The organism is Psychrobacter immobilis, assembly GCF_904846065.1.
GTDB lineage: Bacteria > Pseudomonadota > Gammaproteobacteria > Pseudomonadales > Moraxellaceae > Psychrobacter > Psychrobacter immobilis_H.
This window is the reverse complement of the sequence record NZ_CAJGZV010000003.1, coordinates 1-18174: the sequence shown is the minus strand read 5'-3', so window position 1 is coordinate 18174 and position 18174 is coordinate 1. Positions and strand designations below refer to the sequence as shown.

Below are 18174 nucleotides of genomic sequence, written 5' to 3'. Positions count from 1 at the left end.
CTAGATTGACCACAATTTCTACTGTTTTATAAGCAAAAAAAACGTCTGAGGGTTAAATCTATAATTTAGATTTAACCCTCAGACGTTTTTCTATTGGATGAAGTAATTACCCTATGTAGGGTCTAACTAATTATTAAGATAATATAATTAATTTATAATATTAATATAGATGCTAATTCCCTACTAGCTTATGTAATATTACGTAATTGTTTCGATACATCCTGTATATTCTTGTATTAACCCTTAGTCATTTATCTATTTTAAGGGTTAATAACCGATAAATTCGCTTACATTGTCATCAAAAGTTACAAATTCAAAGTTATTTTTAATTTTAAAGTCGCAATAGCTAATGAATTTTTTGATGAAGAATCATTTTATAAGCAATAGAACAGTCTTATACCTACCTCATTTACTTTTAACGCTAACACTATAATCAAAGTATTCTTAACTGCTAACACACTATAATTGCTGCTCTACCGATTCAATATCAGCATAAACTTGGGTTGTCCCGTCTTTATTGAGCTGCATAACCTGATAGGGCATGAATTTATTTTGATACTCCATACCTGGGCTACCAATAGGCATGCCAGGTACGGCAAGACCCATAGCTTGTACTGGCGGATTTTCTAAAAACTGCGCCATATATTTAGCGGGTACATGACCTTCAAAGACGTAACCATCCGTAGTGACTACAGTATGGCAAGAACGCATTTCATTTGGAACGCTGTAGCGCTCTTTAAATACGGCTAAGTCCGCAACATCTTGCGCGGTTGCACTTAGACCATTATCTTCTGCATGACTTATCCATTCTTTACAGCAGCCGCAATTGGCATCTTTATAGACAGTGGCTGATACGTTTTTTAGTAAGTCTGGTTTACTTACTGATGTCATCATAGAATTATTTATAACGTTTGGTTCAGCTGTCTTTGGAACAGCCAAAACATCTTCAGTTGATGCCGATGTTGTGCTTGCATCAGATACGCCACTACTCGGTTGGCTACAAGCAAATAGTGATGAGGCAGCCAGTAATAATAACGTACTACGCAACCCCTTAGACAGATAACGATTGCATATAAGACTGGATTTTATTTTTAAGGGGGGCATAGTGCTTTCTCATGTACTGTAGATATTGTGAGCTATAGAAGATCAAGTAACACTTCATATCGTTTGGTAATGTAGCATAATAACCCATTAAACGGAGTACGTAAATTCATCCATTGAGCAGTGCAGGCTGGTATCATAAGCAGTTTTTATTTTAAAATACTGCCTGTAGTATTAACGGCTCTATCTAAGTTTTGGATTTTGATTAAAAATTCAAGGCTCATAATTTTGGATAATTTGCGATGCGCCTGTCTACTATTAATCTACAAAAGCGTTTGAGTACTCACTTAAATCAATTACCGCTATCGCTTACGCTAGTAGCAGCATGGCTTGCAGGAGCTATTTTTTTATTTTCGCTAGCGCCTTATGGGTTTTGGCCGCTAGCAATAGTATCACCAGCGATTTTATATGCGCTGTTGGTGACAAGTATGAGTGGTCGTCGCGCTTTTATTATCGGTGAAGCTTACGGTATGGGGCTATGGTGCGTCGGCGGCTTTTGGCTCTATACTGCTATCCATGATTATAGCGATACACCAACGTGGCTCGCATTGATTATGATTGCATTGATGGGTCTCGGTATGGGACTATTTCATGGATTGTTAGCACTAGTCTTTAACCGTATGGTAGGCAAACAACCCTTTTCATTTGCTGCTCTTTGGGTGCTACAAGAATGGTTAAAAACTTGGTTATTCACAGGCTTTCCGTGGCTGTTTGTTGGTTATGCATTTACTGAAGAGTATTGGTTATCGTCCTTAGCACCCGTTGCTGGTGTTTTTTCCGTCTCTTTTGTTGCCATACTATTGGCTGCAAGTTTAGTAGAGCTACTGCTTCGGCGCAGTAGTTATGCCATCGTTTCTGTACTGTTATTAGCCATTAGCACATCATTATGGCTGGTCAATCCGCAATGGACAAAACCTAAGGGCACACCTGATCTGTCAGTGTCATTGATTCAAGGTAATATTTCACAAGATATAAAGTGGCTGACTAAGTATCAAGTAGAAACGCTAAAGATTTATGCGAAGTTAACACGCACTGAGTGGGGACGTGATGTTGTGGTGTGGCCTGAATCATCTATTCCTATGTTTCAGGATGAGGCTGCGGGCTTTATTAGTGAAATGATAGAAATGGCTAATGCGACCAATACGACATGGATAACTGGTATCCCTTATAAGGATAAAGCGGCATTCAATGCCAGTACGGATAAGTATCCCCCATTTTACAATAGCGTGATTGCTCGAGGTGTAGAAGCGGAAGGCCTATACAAGAAGCAGCGTCTAGTGCCTTTTGGAGAGTATATTCCATTTGAAGGCGTGCTCGATATTTTCCCAAGTTTGGCCGGTAGTCAGGATATTAAGAGCTATAGTCGTGGTAGTGATCAGCAGTCACCTCTAAAGGTGCGTGGACACAATATAGGGACGGCTATCTGTTATGAGGTAGCTTATCCAGATACCACGCGTAAAAATGCCATCGATACTGAATTTTTGTTGACCGTCTCTAACGATGCCTGGTTTGGCACTTCAGCAGGACCATTGCAACATTTGCAAATGGTACAAATGCGCGCGCTTGAGAACGGGCGCTGGTTTATTCGAGCGACCAATACTGGTGTTACCGCTATCATTAACCATAAAGGTCGTATTGTAAAACGCGCACCGCAGTTTGAGCGTACTGTACTACGTGGTGAGATACAGGCACGGGTTGGTAACACGCCCTTTATGCTTATGGGAAATTATCCTATCTTGATAATAATAACCTTGTTATTACTACTAAGCTATTTTGGCAAAGGTCTAACCACACTTAGAAGACGAGGGTAATAGTAAACTTAATCATAATAATTTAATCAGTGTAAGTTTTTTATTTTTTCTAGGTAACGTCCTAACGCACGTAAATATAAAAGTTTTAAACTATTGACCCCTGCCGTCAAATCCGTATACATAAACTTGGGAGATTTTAATTACGCAGCTTGACGATAATAATCAAACCACACCTGTCTTGGCGATTGATAGCCCAAACCCTTTTGAATCCTCGTCTGATTGTAGTACAGCTCGATATAACTGATAATATCATTGATGGCTGTGAACCTTGTTTTATAGTCTTGATGATATACCAGCTCATTCTTTAATGTGCCCCAGAAGCTTTCTATCGGAGCGTTATCGAAACAGTTGCCTTTGCCGCTCATTGAGCCTATAAATTGATGCTGCTTAATGGTCTTGTGGTAGGCGTGACTGCAATACTGACTGCCTCTGTCTGAATGAACGATTAGCCCTTTGCTTGGACGTTTATTCTTGATGGCCATATTTAGTGCTTTGCAAACTAAATCTGCGGTCATACGCTTGTTAATAGCGTAACCGACAAGCTCTTTGGTGTATAAGTCTTTGACCCCTGCTAAGTACAGCCAACCCTCATTCGTCCAGATATAGGTGATGTCGCTGACCCACGACTCGTTAGGGCGCTTAGCATCAAACTTCTGATCCAGTACGTTTGGATAGACCAGCTTGTTGTGATTGGAGTCGGTGGTGACTTTAAAGCGCTTATGACGACGACATTTAATGCCGTGTTGCTCTTTGATGCTTCTTACCATATACAGGCTAATGTTATGGCCTTGCTCGCTTAGATGAGCATGCAGTCGATCTGCGCCATAACGTTCTTTCGTTTCATTGTGAGCCGCTTTAACCAGTAATTCAGACTGGTTGCGATGTATCTGTTGGTCGCTGAGATCACGACTTAGCCAGTCGTAATAGCTTGATGGCTTAACCCTTAACACACGGCACATAGTGGTGATGCGAAAGAGGAACTGGTTGTCTTTGATAAAGGCGTACCTGACTAACTGTTTCTCGCGAAGTACGCCGTCGCCAACTCGAGCATAGCTCTCCCCTTGCGTCGGGGCGAAGCAGTGCTTCGCTTTATCCCTCCTCATTTAGTATTTCGCGTTCCTCTTCGGCAACTTTAAGCTGTCGCTTTAGGCGTTTTACCTCTTCAAGCGCACTCATAAGTTCAGGGTCATACTGCTTTGTTCCTACAAGCTTGCCTTGATTAGCTTTGTTCTGCCAGTTGGATAGCGTTTGCATGGCGATGCCAAGTTGCTTTGCGGTCGCTGAAATATTGCCGTTGTTATCCGCTATCTTCTTGACGGCTTCAGCTTTAAATTCGTCACTGTAGGTTCTTACTTTCTTGGTCATGGTAAACTCCTGTCAATACGCTTAGTTTACCAAGTTTATCTCTACGGTTTCTTCAGCATAGCTCACTAAACGAGTGGCTCACAAAACACAGTGATACCACGTTGATAACCAAACTTCGGCGTAATATGAAACCCCAATTACTCAAGCCTATGGATGAGGCACTACTCAATCATCGCTCTTTGGTTGAAACGGTGTTTGGAGAGCTTAACAACTTGTGCCAAATCGAACACTCACGCTATCGTAGTGTCACGGGTTTTATTACAAACTTGCTGTCAGGTTTGATTGCTTATTGCTGGTTTCCCTATAAACCCACCATCAAAAACATGCCTCAGCAGGGACAGGTAGCGACATTGTAAATAGTATCAATGAGTTACAATGTGGCTTATCCCGAACTGGGGTTATGATAGCTATCAGCTTTGGATGTACTAGCTTTGCCCCTGACCCATTCTCTACGTAGAACGCAGCAAGTTTATGACCATGATCAGTAGCAAACTGTATGAGCTCATTTTTGGCACGCTTGGCATCTTGCTCTTCAGGTAACGTTTTATGGTGACTTTAGATAGGATATAGCTCTAAAACAATCTCGTTCCCTTCTGTTAATGTTGGAGCTTAACCGTGCTCGATATTTTACAAGCAATTCCTAATTGGCATCTTGCAGGGCTGTTTTTGGCGGGTATGATTGCTTTTGTGATTTCCACCATATCAGGAGGTGGCGGTGCACTTTTACTTATACCTGTCACCTCTGCGCTGATAGGGATCTCGGCTGCGCCACCCGTGATTAATTTAGGTAATTTCATTAGTCGCCCTTCACGTCTTTATTTATTTTGGCATCATATCGACTGGTCGCTAATAAAGTATTATGCGCCAAGCGCTATCGTTGGTGCGTGGTTAGCTGCATTATTATTTAGCCGTCTTGATGGGAGCTGGATTCAGTTATTAGTGGGTGCATTTTTGATATCTACCGTCTTGCAGTATCGTTTTGGCAAAGTAGAAAAATCTTTTAATATGCCTAAACTGGGGTTTGTGCCTTTAGGTTTTATTACGGCGTTCATTAGCACACTCGTCGGCGGTTTGGGTCCTGTGCTCAATCCTTTCTATATGAATACGGGATTACAAAAAGAAGATTTAATCGCTACTAAAACAGCTAATTCATTCTTTGTAGGATTGGCTCAGATTGGTAGTTATACTTTTTTTGGCGTATTGACTGCCAATCTTTGGATTTATGGCTTTGCTTTAGGGCTTGGTGCTGTGGTTGGCAACATCATTGGTAAGCGCTTTTTAGCAGGTATGAATATCAAGCAGTTTAGAGTGATGCTGATCCTATTAATGGTCATTAGTGGCGTAGTGATGATTGTCCAAAACGTCATGATTCTGTTTTAAATTAAACCAAAGTTATCTGACAGTGAATATATTCATTATCACTGCTAGAGCTAACAATACTGATGTAAAAACAAGCTACGCGGACCATAGCTGAAACGCGGGATACTCAGATAGGGATAGATAACTAAGAATTCATTCGAGGCATGGTTGCCTGTGCGGTACTAATTCTAAATAGTGAGCAGCAAGCAAACCTTTGCCACCGTATTTACTCATGGTCCCACTGTTAAAAAGTCTTTAGTAGAGTTATTAAGCCATATACCTCTTCTGCGGGAAGCTGAAAATGAGCTGTCTGTTATGTTTAATCAAGACTTTCTATAGTCATCCGTCCAATTATTTCACTAGCAAAACACCATAGCCGTTTTTTACTTCTTTACTAATAGGTTATACAGCTATTGATAGCACCACTTTCAAAAGCTGTCCTACATACGGTTCTAGTATTATGAAACTTACTGTAATAATCATTTGTTAAGGGATCTGTTGATTGATTTCAATATTAACTTGAGTCTGTTCAGCGCTAATCACTACTGGGTTACCTGATAGATCACCCGACTCTGCGGACGCAGTCCCACTATGGCTAACACGAGCAACGACTGCTAACTGAGTTTTGTCGCTACGGGCAGATTGTAACGTGCGTTCTGGCATCATCGCATCAAGATCGCTTAAACGGATACTGGCTTTACCTTGCTTGATGATACTAATAGGTAAACGTTTGGCGGCAAACGGAGGGCCCCCTTTCACATCACGTATCGCTACAAACAACACATCATTGGCTTTAACCAATGGTAATAGACTCGCATCAATAGAGACGGTAACTTCGATACCTTGCGCGGCTTGCTGCTCTTGCTCGATGACATTAGCACTTAGCTCATCAAGGCTCGCTAGCGCTTTACTATGGTCACCTGGTTTGGCAGCGATGCTCTCACGTAAACGCTTAATCCAACCTTGCGCTTCTGCAAAGTTACTACCACGTGCCTCACCCATTGCCATTAGCATCTGCGCACCTTCATGCTGTGGATTTTTGGCAAGGACATCTTGTAATACACGGCGGCTACTGGCATCAAGCTGACCTTTATTGGCAAAAAAGCTAATCTGCGCATAAGTGGTCGCAATCTCTTCATTGTCTGGTGACAGACGGTAAGCGCGTGACAAAGCTTCAATCGCTGAGTCGGTAGCTTCAAGCGATAAAAACAGCTCTGACAAACGCATCCAGCGATCAGGATCATCGGCATGACGATAAACGTTGGTCTGCATCGCGCTGATAAGCTGCTGGCCGTTTTCGATTGCCCATACAGGTGGCTGATCGATTTTGCCAGTCAACAAGTCATCAGCGACTTTTCCGACCTTGTCTTCGGCCGTCCACAGATCAAACACAGGCGTTCGGTCACCCACCATCAGATACGCCAGCGCAGCCAATACAGGCACCCAAACCATGAGGATCAAGCGGCTTTTGATACCAGGGGTGACCATCGGCGTGACTTCACGCTGGGCATCCAATAGTTGCCGCTCAAGCTCAAGCTTTTGGTTTTGGTAGTGAGCATCATCGATGGTGCCACTGTCTTTGTCTGTTTTTAGCTCTGCCAGACGCTCGCGAAACACCGCCACGTTGATATCTAGTAGCTGGTTGTCCACAGAAGTGCCTGATGTACGCGTGGCGCGCAGCCATGGCATGATGGTAATAACAGCAAGGAGTAAGGCAATCAGTAAGCTTAGAGCAATAAATAAGCCAGCAGTAGAGAATATGGTCATTTTTTGTCCTCGGGGCTTGTGGTGTCATGAGCGTCATTATCGGTGCTATTGGCACGCGATAGCAGACGATCAAGTTCGGCTTTTTCGGCGGCAGTCAGCTCCGAGGCGGTATTATCTACCGTCACTCTACTCTGACCGCTCGCTACCAGCTGGCGGCGACGGCTTTGCCAAAACCACCCTATCAATAATACGATCAGTAGCAATGGCGGAAAAAACCATAAAATCCATGTCGATGGACGTACAGGCGGCTTGTAGCTGATAAAATCGCCGTAGCGCTCTTGCATATAATCCCGGATTTCCGCATCACTACGTCTGTCTTTAATCAAATCATAGACTTTTTGCTTTAAGTCTTGGGCAATCGGCGCATCAGAACCTGCCAAGTTTTGGTTTTGGCATTTCGGGCAACGTAGCTCTTCGATCAATCCTCGGTATTGTGCTTCTTGTTGGACAGAATCAAAATCATAGACGTCAATCGCCGCATAGCTGGTCACACTTAGGAGACAGGCAAGTATTAAGCTCGCTACTTTTATCGTAACGGCCTTTATTGAAAGGGCTATCATTTGCACACCTCTTCAACCTGAATCGCATCTGGACTGACGTTATTATCATTGGCATCATTGAGTACCGTTAAGCAAGGCTCAATACGATCTTGCCAGTTACTCTCGTTAATCTCACCAACAATGTGCTGGCGAATAACGCCTTCACCATCGACAGTGAAAGTCTCAGGCGCACCCGTCAACCCTAAGTCCAAGGCAAACTGGCCGGACAAATCCTGAATAGACATCGAAAAGGGATCACCGCCTCGGTTCAGATAACCGAAAGCATCACCAATATCGTCTTTATAATTCACGCCAACCAGATTGACACCACGCTCTTCTAGTTGCATCAAAAAAGGATGCTCAATAACGCAAGTTGGGCACCAAGAGCCCCAAATATTCATCAAAAAGGGCTCATCAGGTAAGTTGTCATTGGTCATGATCCGACTGGTATCGGACAACAATGGCAGCTCAAACGCTGGTACTGGGCGTTCAAGCGCGGTATTGGTTACGATTTCAGTCGGCTGCCCCAAACGAAAATAAAGCATAACCATAACAGCAGCAAAGATGATCAGCGGGATCAAAAACCATATTCTAATTTGGCTTTTTTTCATTGTTCGATTACCTTTTGTTTCAGGGGGTTGCTCGGAAAAATGATTAGACTTAGTCATTTTGCTTCTCCCCTATTAGTGTCGTGTTATTAGTAGTGCTTTTAACATCTAAATCAGTAACCGTCGTAAAGCCTGACTTACTCGCTGCAATTTGTGCAGGGGTCTTGGATGTTTTGAGACGATAGCGCCTATCAAGCATACTCAGCAGACCACCCAATGCCATAATAATAGCGCCGAGCCATATCCAACGAATCAATGGCTTCACATAAATACGTACGGCCCATTTATTACTGCCTTCAGCTATAGGTTCACCAAGTGCGACGTACACATCACGCATCAGACTGTCATCAATCGCTGCTTCGGTCATTGGCATCATGCTAATAATGTAATTGCGTTTTTCAGGGTATAACGTAGTCACAGCACGGCTATCTTTACTCACTTCGACCTCAGCTTGGGTCGCATCATAGTTACTGCCTTTGACTTCGCGGAAGCCTTTAACGGTGAAGTCGTAACCTTGGACATGGACCGTTTCGCCAACACTCAATGCCACATCGCGCTCGATACTCAAGGTACTGGTAAAGGCAACACCGATGACCGCTACAATCACACCAATATGTGCCGTTTGCTGACCCCAGTAGCTTAAACGCAGCTTATTTAAGCCTTGCAAAAAGCTTGGTGCATTTTTGGTTTTGTCTTTGAAATCAACCACCATCCAGAACAGTACCCAAAAACTTACTGCTAGTGTTACACCAATATTAAGCATGGCAGATGGACTGACAAAGTAAGTGATGACTGCAGCTAATACTAGACTGCTCGCCGCAATGACCATACCAACGCCTAACAATGGACGCTTATCTTGTTTCCAGCGGATATTGGAGCCCATACCCATGGCAACCAGCAATAGCCATGTTAAAGGCACAAATAGCGCATTAAAGTACGGAGGACCTACCGATACCTGACCCAAGCTAAAGGCGTCGGCAATGATAGGATAGAGGGTACCAAGCAATACCACTAACGTTGCAATCAAAATGATGACGTTGTTAATGACTAAAAATGACTCACGCGAAACCAGTTGATACTGACTTTCAATCGTCAAACGCCAGCCACGCAGCGCAAACATCAGCAAACCACCACCGACGATGATGCCAAGAATCACTAAAATTACCAGACCACGAGTGGGGTCAGCGGCAAACGAATGCACTGAGGTAATAACCCCTGAACGTACAAGGAAAGTACCCAAGAGACTTAAGGCAAAAGCAAAGATAGCCAGCATAATGGTCCATGCTTTAAAGACACCGCGCTTCTCAGTCACTGCCAACGAATGCAGCAAGGCTAAACCGGCAAGCCAAGGCATCAGTGAGGCGTTTTCTACAGGATCCCAAAACCACCAGCCGCCCCAGCCAAGCTCATAATACGCCCACCAAGAGCCAAGAGCGATACCAACGGTCAAAAACCCCCAAGCCGCTAGCGCCCATGGACGCGACCAACGTGTCCATACTGCATCCAAACGCCCTTCCCACAATGCCGCCATACAAAAAGCAAATGGCACCGCTAAGCCCACATAACCCATATACAGCATCGGTGGATGAACGATCAGCCCAAAATCCTGCAAAAGTGGGTTGAGATCTACCCCATCTACGGGCAGATTGGGCAAGGTACGATCAAATGGCGACGAGGTAAAAATCAGCATCGCTAGCATCATGACCTGCACACCGGCCAATATCACGAGTACCCGCGCGCGCATCGACAACGGTAAGCCACGGCTAAAATAGGAGACCAGCGCGCACCACGTGGCCATGATGGTCATCCACAACAAGAGCGAGCCTTCGTGTCCGCCCCATGTCGCCGAGAGTTTATAGTACCAAGGCAACAAAGTATTAGAGTGCTGCGTGACATAGACGAGACTAAAGTCATTGAAATAAAAGCCTGCCATCAATGCAACAAATGAAAAAATCATGGCAGCAAACTGTGCCCATGCCAAACTCGGTGCCAAACGCTGCCAAGCAACATGGTCACGCATAACGCCTATCGTTGGTAATACCACCTGCAAAATCGCCAAGATTAAGGCGGCTAGCAAGGCAAAATAACCCAATTCTGTGATTAACATACGGTCTAACCCTGTTTACTCTAATATGATTTAAGCTCACTGTAACGGTTGGATTTTTATTATTGGAAACTATTGAAATTTACTGCTATCTCTAGCTCCAATTGTTTTCGAAGTGTTTTGAAAAGCGTGCCGAAAGTAATAGACAATCATAAATATACAACCATCTTTTGTTAGGTAAGAAGAATATTGAATTAGTTAACCGGACTTATAACAGCCTAATGCTATCTAAATAAGACCTAGACGATCACACCTGAAAGACAGGCGCGAATCCACCGCCTGGCGTACGGAAGTTAGTCACCTGACCTTGATACACACGCGCAGCAGGTAGTAACAGTTTTCCGCCATACGTATAAAGACGTATATCTACCTTTCTTGTTGTTACGATGTCATCAATTTTGAGTGATCTCTCTCCTGCAGGGACAAAGGTCTGTGCGATATAATCTTCATCCAGAATGTTTTCGAAGACGCGTCGAGTCAGTTTGCTACCGCGATAAACGCCTTTGCTTCCATGACCAGCAACTGGCTTAAAAAACAGTTGCCGCCGAGTAAGCCACAACTCTGCTGCATCGTCTCTTGATACAATCTTAGTCCTCGGTACAGACCTTTCGAGGCACTCCACTGCAGCCTCATCCAGACCCCAAGAGCGCAATATTTGGGAGTCTGATAGCAATGTCAGGTTTTGCTTATTGGCCAACATAGCATGTACGCGGGGATTGGGTGTCACTACCACAGCACCCTCTAAATAAGCCTGCTTAAGCAATACATGGTCAGGGTCCTCAAATGCAAAGTCGACAAGCCGATTGTAAATCATATCGATTTTCTGGCCATGGGCTGTTAACGTACCGTCGATATACTCGAGTTCAGAGGGATCAAGTATCACAGTATCAATACCTCTAGCTTGGAGCAGTTGACAGGCTAACTCAAACTCTAAGAACATGAACTGACTCTCGGGGTCATTGTCCACAATGGCTATCCGATTGGGCATAGCAACAGCGGACTGTCGCTGCCATTCCTGTTTGAACATGTCAAACACTGCTTCCTCGAACCTATCTAGCATTTGATTGGTTGCAGCGCTTTGCTCTGAGGGGTTGCAACAGCGTTTTTGTGCGCGAGCGAGCAACACATTCAGAAATGCGCCACCGGCATTAGTATTGACCTCGATGAGCTGAGGTCCATCGCTACCCAAGTGAAAGTCATAACCCATGAGGGCCCCTATTGGGCCTGGGTCGAAAGCAGCTATTTCTGGTGCCCACGACAGCACTTGCTCTTGATACAATGGCAGTTCGGCAGCTGACTCGATAGCCCTGACGATTCGCTCCATCGCCTCTATCTCTGTTTTGGGAACGAACACGGGTGTTGCTGAAAAAAGCTTATTAAGCTCGTTCGCTCCTATTGGATTGTTTCTAGTTTCTACCAATTGATCTTGAAGGCTTGTATTAAGCGCTTTACGATCAAGGGTAATGCAGTAGCACTCTTGGTTAAGTCGATTTGCAAGACCGTCATTTTTTTCGTTGTTATTAGTTGGGTGTTCCATTTAGAGTCCGTCGCTAAGTAGAGTACTCACGCTGACATACTCTAGTAAAAAGTAAAAAGTAAAAAGTAAAAAGTAAAAAAGGTTCTTGGCGTATTTAAGTAGTGCTAGCTACTTTCTAATGTTTCATTCCCTGAGACTAAATCATTATTTCGTTCATTTTTAATTAATATCTTTGCTAAGAGTAAACCCAGCTCAAATAATAGCCACATAGGAATCGCCAACAACAGCATTGATACACCATCAGGCGGTGTCACTACCGCGGCGATCCCAAAACAGCCGACTATGATATAACGACGCTTATCTTCTAAAATTTGAGTAGAAACGATTCCGGCCATTATCAGCAATAAGGTAACCACTGGAATCTCAAAAGTCAGTCCAAACACCATAAATAGCTTGAGGGCAAAGCTCAGATAACTGTCAATATCGGTCATTGGTATAACGTTCTGCGGAGCGAACATAATAAAAAATTTCAATACCCCTTTGAGTACGACAAAGTAGGAAAAAGCAACACCAGCATAAAATAGAAATATCGAAGATAGCAGTACAGGAATGGCAATTTTCTTCTCTTTTTTATATAAGCCGGAAGCTACAAATGACCAAATTTGATACAGGATATAAGGCATTGCTAAAAATGCGGCGACGAATATCGTTAAGCGAATGGGTGCCATAAAGTTTGACGTTATATCAGTGGCAATCATGGTCGAATTGATGGGTAACTGCGCCACTAATGGGTCTGATAAAAGATTATAAAGCTCGCGTGAAAATCCCACCAATACTAAGAATATAATTAAGACGACCACGCATATTCTTATTAAGTGCGTACGCAGCTCGATTAAATGTCCGGTAATAGGCATATCGCCAAGCGTACCTAACGTATCTCCAGACTCACTATTCTGTGTTGTATCTGTTGGCGCCTCAAACTCTATATCTGTTATTTTTTCTTGTCGACTTTTTTGCCGTTTAAATAGGCTCACTGATCCGCCTCCTGTTTAATGAACGAGGAGGTAGTATTCTGTTGATGGTCTTTATCATAAGGGGTGATTGACTGATGTGAAGCGTCTAGGCTTTGGTTCTGTGACTGCTCAAACTTTTGCATACTGCCACGCATTTCTGCTAATTCGCGCTTCATATCCGACTCGGTCTGACGGATTTTCGCAAGTTCATTTTGCATTTGTTGACGTGTTTCAGCTAGATCAAGCTCAGCTTCTATTTCAGATTGTAGAGTGGATACTGTACGGCGCAGTTTGGCATACCATTGCCCAGCGGTACGTGCGGCTTGCGGCAGTTTTTCTGGCCCCAATACGATTAAAGCAATGACGCCAAACAAGAGTAATTCGGAAAACCCAATATCAAACATAACAGTCACATATATTAATAGACTACTTAGTGCCGCTATTTATAAGCGGCGCGCTTCATACTTTAGGCTGGTCATCAGTGGAAATAGGGCTGATTTCCATATCATCAGCCTGATTACCTACACGCGTATTTAAATCATTACTTGCAGCTGGCGTACTATTTTCATGGCTAAGCACATGATTTTTGCGAGCATTCTCGGGTTCTTCATCTTTGACCGCTTCTTTAAAACCCTTCACCGCACCGCCTAAATCTTTACCTGCATTTTTAAGCTTGGCAGTACCAAATACGACCACCACTACGACCAATAAAATCAGCCAATGTGTAATAGAAAAGCTGCCCATAACGGTATCCTTATATTTTGTGATCTTGTTTAGACCAGTATGTGTCAGTGTGCTTTAGAACACTTTTTACCGTACCAGAATTATAGTTTCAAACGGCGCAATCGCAGCGCGTTAGCAATCACCGAGAATGACGACAAGCTCATCGCTGCCGCTGCTATCATCGGACTGAGCAGAAGCCCAAATATGGGATAGAGCACACCTGCGGCAATAGGAACACCAAGTGCATTGTAGATAAAGGCAAAAAACAGATTCTGTCTGATATTGCGCATGGTGGCGTGGCTAAGCTTATAAGCTTTGGCAATGCCCATTAAATCACCTTTTAGCAGGGTAATGCCCGCACTCTCCATCGCCACATCGGTACCAGTTCCCATAGCGATACCAACATTAGCTTGCGCTAGCGCTGGTGCGTCGTTGATACCATCACCCGCCATAGCGACCAATTTACCGCTGTCTTGCATTTCTTTGACGATACGGTTTTTATCCTCTGGTGAGACATCCGCATGAACTTCATCAATACCTAGTTTATTGGCGACTGCCTGCGCGGTTTTTTCGTTGTCACCGGTTAGCATCACAACTTTTAAACCTGCGTCATGAAGCAGTGAAATAGCCTCTTTAGTGCTTGGTTTAATAGGGTCAGCAACTGAAATAATACCCGCAGCTTTACCGTCTATAGCCACAAACATTACCGTTTCTCCGTCTTTTCTACGGACATCAGCTTTAGTGGACAGCTCATTATCAAAACTATTTAGGCTTTCCATAAGCTTAGAGTTACCAATAGCGACTTTCTTACCATCGACCACGGCTTGTACGCCTTCGCCAGTAGTCGAATTAAAGTCAGTAGCTTTAGGAATAATGAGTGATCTTTCTTGAGCTGCTCTAACGATAGCTTCTGCTAAAGGATGCTCGCTAGCGCTTTCTACTGAGGCTACCAATGCGAGGAACTCGTCTTCATCTTGACCTACCTGCGCATCAATTGCGGTAAGCTCGGGCTTACCAGCGGTCAGTGTTCCGGTCTTGTCGACGACAATGGTATCGACTTTTTCCATACTCTCTAACGCTTCAGCATTTTTGATGAGGACGCCGTTTTGCGCGCCTTTGCCGGTACCAACCATAATGGACATCGGCGTCGCTAGACCAAGGGCACAAGGACAAGCAATAATCAGTACCGCAATCGCGTTAACCAAAGCATAGGTCATAGCGGGCTCAGGGCCGAATATCGCCCAGACAATAAAGGTAATGACGGAGCAAATAAGCACGATCGGTACGAACCACCCAGCTACCTTATCTACCAATTTCTGTATAGGTGCGCGGCTACGCTGGGCTTCAGCAACCATTTGTACAATTTTAGATAATACTGAATCTGCTCCAACATTGACCGCTTCGACTAATAGCGTTCCGGTGCCATTTACCGTACCACCAGTCACTGTATCTCCTGCTACTTTTGATACAGGGATTGGCTCACCCGTCACCATTGATTCATCAACATTACTATTACCATCGATCACTGTACCATCTACGGGTAGTTTCTCACCTGGTTTAACCCGTAGCTTATCGCCAGTGACGACCTCATCAAGCGAGACTTCGACTTCTTTACCGTTTTCATCGACACGTCTTGCGGTTGGTGGTGCGAGCTCAAGCAAAGCTCTAATCGCACCTGAAGTTTGACTTCTAGCTTTGAGCTCTAATACTTGACCCAGTAGCACCAAGGTCACAATGACCGCTGCCGCTTCATAGTAGACTCCGACTTGACCAGAGGCATCTCTGAAACTGTCTGGGAAAATATCGGGAAAAAAGGTCGCGACAATACTAAAAATATAAGCAGCGCCTACGCCTATCGCAATCAAGGTAAACATATTTAGATTGCGGCTTTTTATAGACTGCCAGCCACGGACGAAAAACGGGGCGGCGCCCCAAAGCACTACAGGGGTCGCGAGCACTAACTCAGCCCATTGTAAGATCTTTGAAGAGATACCATACTGACTAAAATTAACTACGTTTAAGTCAAACATACCGCTCATCACATATATTAATAGCGGTACAGTCAACACGGTACATATCCAAAAACGACGAGTCATATCGTCAAGCTCTGAGGTGTCCTCTTCACCGATAGTAAGCGTTTCGGGCTCAAGCGCCATACCACATATCGGACAACCGCTATTTCTAACGTCTCTCACTTCAGGATGCATAGGACAGGTATATACCGTGCCATCGTAATCAGCAGGTACTTTATCGTATTTACCGCCTTTAACAGATTTTACTCCGCTACTATCAGTATCCTTTCCATGACAACTGGCGTGACTATCATCTTTAGCAACTTCGTCTTCAGGTTTAAGAAACATGCCACATATTGGGCAGTCACTTTTTTCAACATCTCTTACTTCTGGATGCATAGGACAAATATAAATCGTGCCGTTATAATTTTCTGGTATCTTGTCGTACTTATTGCCTTCGACAGACTTTAACTCAGTACTATTATTAGCATCCGCTTTATGACAATGCGCATGACTGCCCTCATTATTGTTGGATTCAGCAACCTCGTCTTCAGGTTTGAGAAACATGCCGCATATCGGACAATCGCTCTTCTCAGTATCTCTAACCTCAGGATGCATCGGGCAGATATAAACCGTACCACTATAGTTTTCTGGCACTTTATCGTACTGACCACCTTTGATAGATTTTTCATCGGCAATATGTTTCATAAAATCACTCCTTGAAGACAATAAATAAAGCTTTTAAAGCACAATCATCAACCTTTAATTGCTATTCATCTAATTACTAATCTAGATATCTCGAAAATTAAGTTTCAATTGGAACTTAATCTTTATTACGCAAATATTTGAGTAAGGCCATAATAGTCAATATCAGTACCGCAAAAACCAGTACTGTAAACAATAAGGAGACAATAGATTCTCCCCAACCCATACCGTGCATCGATCCATTCATCATGCCGTGCATAGTCCCGTTCATCATACCGTGCATCATAATAACCATTACAAGGACTCCTTATTTGTTATTTCCTTAGTATAAGTAATGATATAGTGCTAGTGTGTGAACGTACACCTCTCAATAGTCTGCTTACTTAATAACACCTAATACAAAGTGCTCAAAATTTGTGACTGCCTATTCCAACTCATCAATAAGCGCTTGCATCTCACCGATTTCACGCTTTTGTGCTTCGATAATGTCATCAGCAAGCTGGCGTACACGTGGATCTTCGATATCAGCACGCGAACTGGTCAAAATAGCAATCGAGTGATGCGGTATCATCGCCTGCATCCAATCCACTTGATCGACCGTTTGTTGTGATCTAACGCCCCATAAACCAAAGGCAAATAGCACGACACTAATCCCATAAACCATTAGATTGACCTTAGTCTTTTTATACATATTGGTCATAAAGGCGAGCATAATAATAGCCATCATAGCGCCCATATATAACGCCATATAAGCTCTGGTTTCGCTAAAATAAACGTGATCCCATTGATAAGTATTAAAATACATCATGATAAACATCACGACTGTCGATGTTAAAATCATGATTGTGAACTTTACATAAGGGTTCATTTGCTTCTGTTTATTATCCATATGGTTATTCATATTCTTGTCCTTAATTTAGTAAAAAGGCACCTAAATAAAGAGGTGCCTTTTTTTAGAGCTAGTGTTATAAACTGTTGTTACTTACATGGTTAACACTAGAACCAAAATTTCACACCAGCTGTAACGCTACTAGAATCAACAGCTTCGTCTTCTTGACGTCGCAAATCTCTTGCGTTGCCTAAAGCGGTCTCATAGCTGATACCCACATAAGGCGCGAGCTGACGACTTAACATCTCGTAAGTAAGCCTAACGTCAGCCCCAAACTCATTAAAGCCTTTAGTAATATGGTTATCTGTATCATCTTTGCTAAACGCCGTCAGCTCTACTTCTGGAATCACTACCCAATGTTGATCTAAGCGCCACTCATACTCCGCACCTAGATCTAGACGAACTTGCCCATCAGTATATAAATAAGCTCTAGCATCGGTTTCGATGAAGTAAGGTGCAGTGCCTGCAATACCAGCCATCACGGCAGATTTATCATTTTCGGTATCATAAGCAACACCGGCTTCCCCATTCCAAAAAATACTAAGTGGCTTCCAGTAAGATAGTGAGGTTAAGCTATCAATTTCTTTATCATCTTTAGTTTGGATACTACCTTCGCTACGTAGCGTTACGCGGTTGCTGTCTGTACCGTACCACGTATCAAACTCATAATTGATTTGATCATCGTCAAATTGATAGCCCAA

The 18174-nt window shown here is 43.5% G+C and carries 15 protein-coding genes and 2 pseudogenes; 3 read left to right on the top strand and 14 right to left on the bottom strand.

Going from position 1 to position 18174, the window contains the following annotated elements; translation table 11 throughout:
- Positions 1-459 precede the first annotated feature (459 nt).
- Entirely contained in the window at positions 460-1104 is a 645-nt protein-coding gene (locus tag JMW64_RS13180) for a DUF411 domain-containing protein (protein WP_007394850.1), read from the bottom strand.
- A 239-nt stretch (positions 1105-1343) separates the two neighbouring features.
- Between JMW64_RS13180 and lnt the strand changes: the two genes are divergently transcribed.
- The gene (gene lnt, locus JMW64_RS13175; RefSeq protein WP_007394851.1) at positions 1344-2912 is read left to right on the top strand and encodes an apolipoprotein N-acyltransferase; all 1569 of its coding nucleotides are present in this window, start codon (positions 1344-1346) and stop codon (positions 2910-2912) included.
- Positions 2913-3052: 140 nt separating this feature from the next.
- Here lnt and JMW64_RS13170 read toward each other — a convergent pair.
- Positions 3053-4277: pseudogene (locus JMW64_RS13170) on the bottom strand (IS3 family transposase).
- 62 nt (positions 4278-4339) lie between these two features.
- On the opposite strand from JMW64_RS13170, the pseudogene JMW64_RS13165 reads away from it, so the two are divergent.
- Together JMW64_RS13165 and JMW64_RS13160 are read left to right on the top strand one after the other, a co-directional pair.
- A pseudogene (locus JMW64_RS13165) lies at positions 4340-4633 on the top strand (transposase); the annotation flags it as partial.
- 259 nt (positions 4634-4892) lie between these two features.
- Positions 4893-5657 (top strand): sulfite exporter TauE/SafE family protein, encoded by a 765-nt coding sequence (locus tag JMW64_RS13160; protein WP_227522957.1) that lies wholly within the window; start codon positions 4893-4895, stop codon positions 5655-5657.
- Between the two features lie 465 nt (positions 5658-6122).
- Here the strand turns inward: JMW64_RS13160 and ccmI are convergent, their stop codons facing one another.
- The 12 genes from ccmI to JMW64_RS13100 form a co-directional block, all read right to left on the bottom strand.
- A complete protein-coding gene (gene ccmI, locus JMW64_RS13155; RefSeq protein WP_062844964.1) occupies positions 6123-7403 on the bottom strand; it encodes a c-type cytochrome biogenesis protein CcmI in 1281 nt (426 codons plus the stop codon).
- Positions 7400-7963, bottom strand: a complete 564-nt coding sequence (locus JMW64_RS13150; RefSeq protein WP_062844965.1) for a cytochrome c-type biogenesis protein — start codon at positions 7961-7963, stop codon at positions 7400-7402. The genes ccmI and JMW64_RS13150 overlap by 4 nt, the downstream gene beginning before the upstream one ends.
- On the bottom strand, positions 7960-8610 hold the full coding sequence (locus JMW64_RS13145; protein WP_062844966.1) for a DsbE family thiol:disulfide interchange protein: 651 nt from the start codon (positions 8608-8610) through the stop codon (positions 7960-7962). The genes JMW64_RS13150 and JMW64_RS13145 overlap by 4 nt, the downstream gene beginning before the upstream one ends.
- On the bottom strand, positions 8603-10657 hold the full coding sequence (locus JMW64_RS13140; protein ID WP_058025868.1) for a heme lyase CcmF/NrfE family subunit: 2055 nt from the start codon (positions 10655-10657) through the stop codon (positions 8603-8605). Before JMW64_RS13140 ends, JMW64_RS13145 begins: the two co-directional genes overlap by 8 nt.
- A gap of 244 nt (positions 10658-10901) precedes the next feature.
- Entirely contained in the window at positions 10902-12191 is a 1290-nt protein-coding gene (locus tag JMW64_RS13135) for an ATP-grasp domain-containing protein (RefSeq protein ID WP_036599449.1), read from the bottom strand.
- A 104-nt stretch (positions 12192-12295) separates the two neighbouring features.
- Positions 12296-13165 carry a twin-arginine translocase subunit TatC gene (gene tatC, locus JMW64_RS13130; RefSeq protein WP_011959994.1) on the bottom strand — a complete coding sequence of 290 codons (870 nt, stop codon included), beginning with the start codon at positions 13163-13165 and terminating at the stop codon, positions 12296-12298.
- Positions 13162-13548 carry a Sec-independent protein translocase protein TatB gene (tatB, locus tag JMW64_RS13125; RefSeq protein ID WP_036599454.1) on the bottom strand — a complete coding sequence of 129 codons (387 nt, stop codon included), beginning with the start codon at positions 13546-13548 and terminating at the stop codon, positions 13162-13164. The genes tatC and tatB overlap by 4 nt, the downstream gene beginning before the upstream one ends.
- Positions 13549-13603: 55 nt before the next feature.
- Positions 13604-13888 carry a Sec-independent protein translocase subunit TatA gene (gene tatA / locus JMW64_RS13120; protein WP_011959992.1) on the bottom strand — a complete coding sequence of 95 codons (285 nt, stop codon included), beginning with the start codon at positions 13886-13888 and terminating at the stop codon, positions 13604-13606.
- Positions 13889-13968: 80 nt separating this feature from the next.
- Positions 13969-16587 (bottom strand): copper-transporting P-type ATPase, encoded by a 2619-nt coding sequence (locus JMW64_RS13115; RefSeq protein ID WP_062844968.1) that lies wholly within the window; start codon positions 16585-16587, stop codon positions 13969-13971.
- A 115-nt stretch (positions 16588-16702) separates the two neighbouring features.
- Positions 16703-16858 carry a hypothetical protein gene (locus JMW64_RS13110; protein ID WP_201555241.1) on the bottom strand — a complete coding sequence of 52 codons (156 nt, stop codon included), beginning with the start codon at positions 16856-16858 and terminating at the stop codon, positions 16703-16705.
- A gap of 150 nt (positions 16859-17008) precedes the next feature.
- Positions 17009-17485 (bottom strand): DUF305 domain-containing protein, encoded by a 477-nt coding sequence (locus JMW64_RS13105; protein WP_037059145.1) that lies wholly within the window; start codon positions 17483-17485, stop codon positions 17009-17011.
- A 95-nt stretch (positions 17486-17580) separates the two neighbouring features.
- A partial coding sequence (locus JMW64_RS13100; protein WP_201555239.1) for a copper resistance protein B occupies positions 17581-18174 on the bottom strand: 594 nt, incomplete at its 5' end.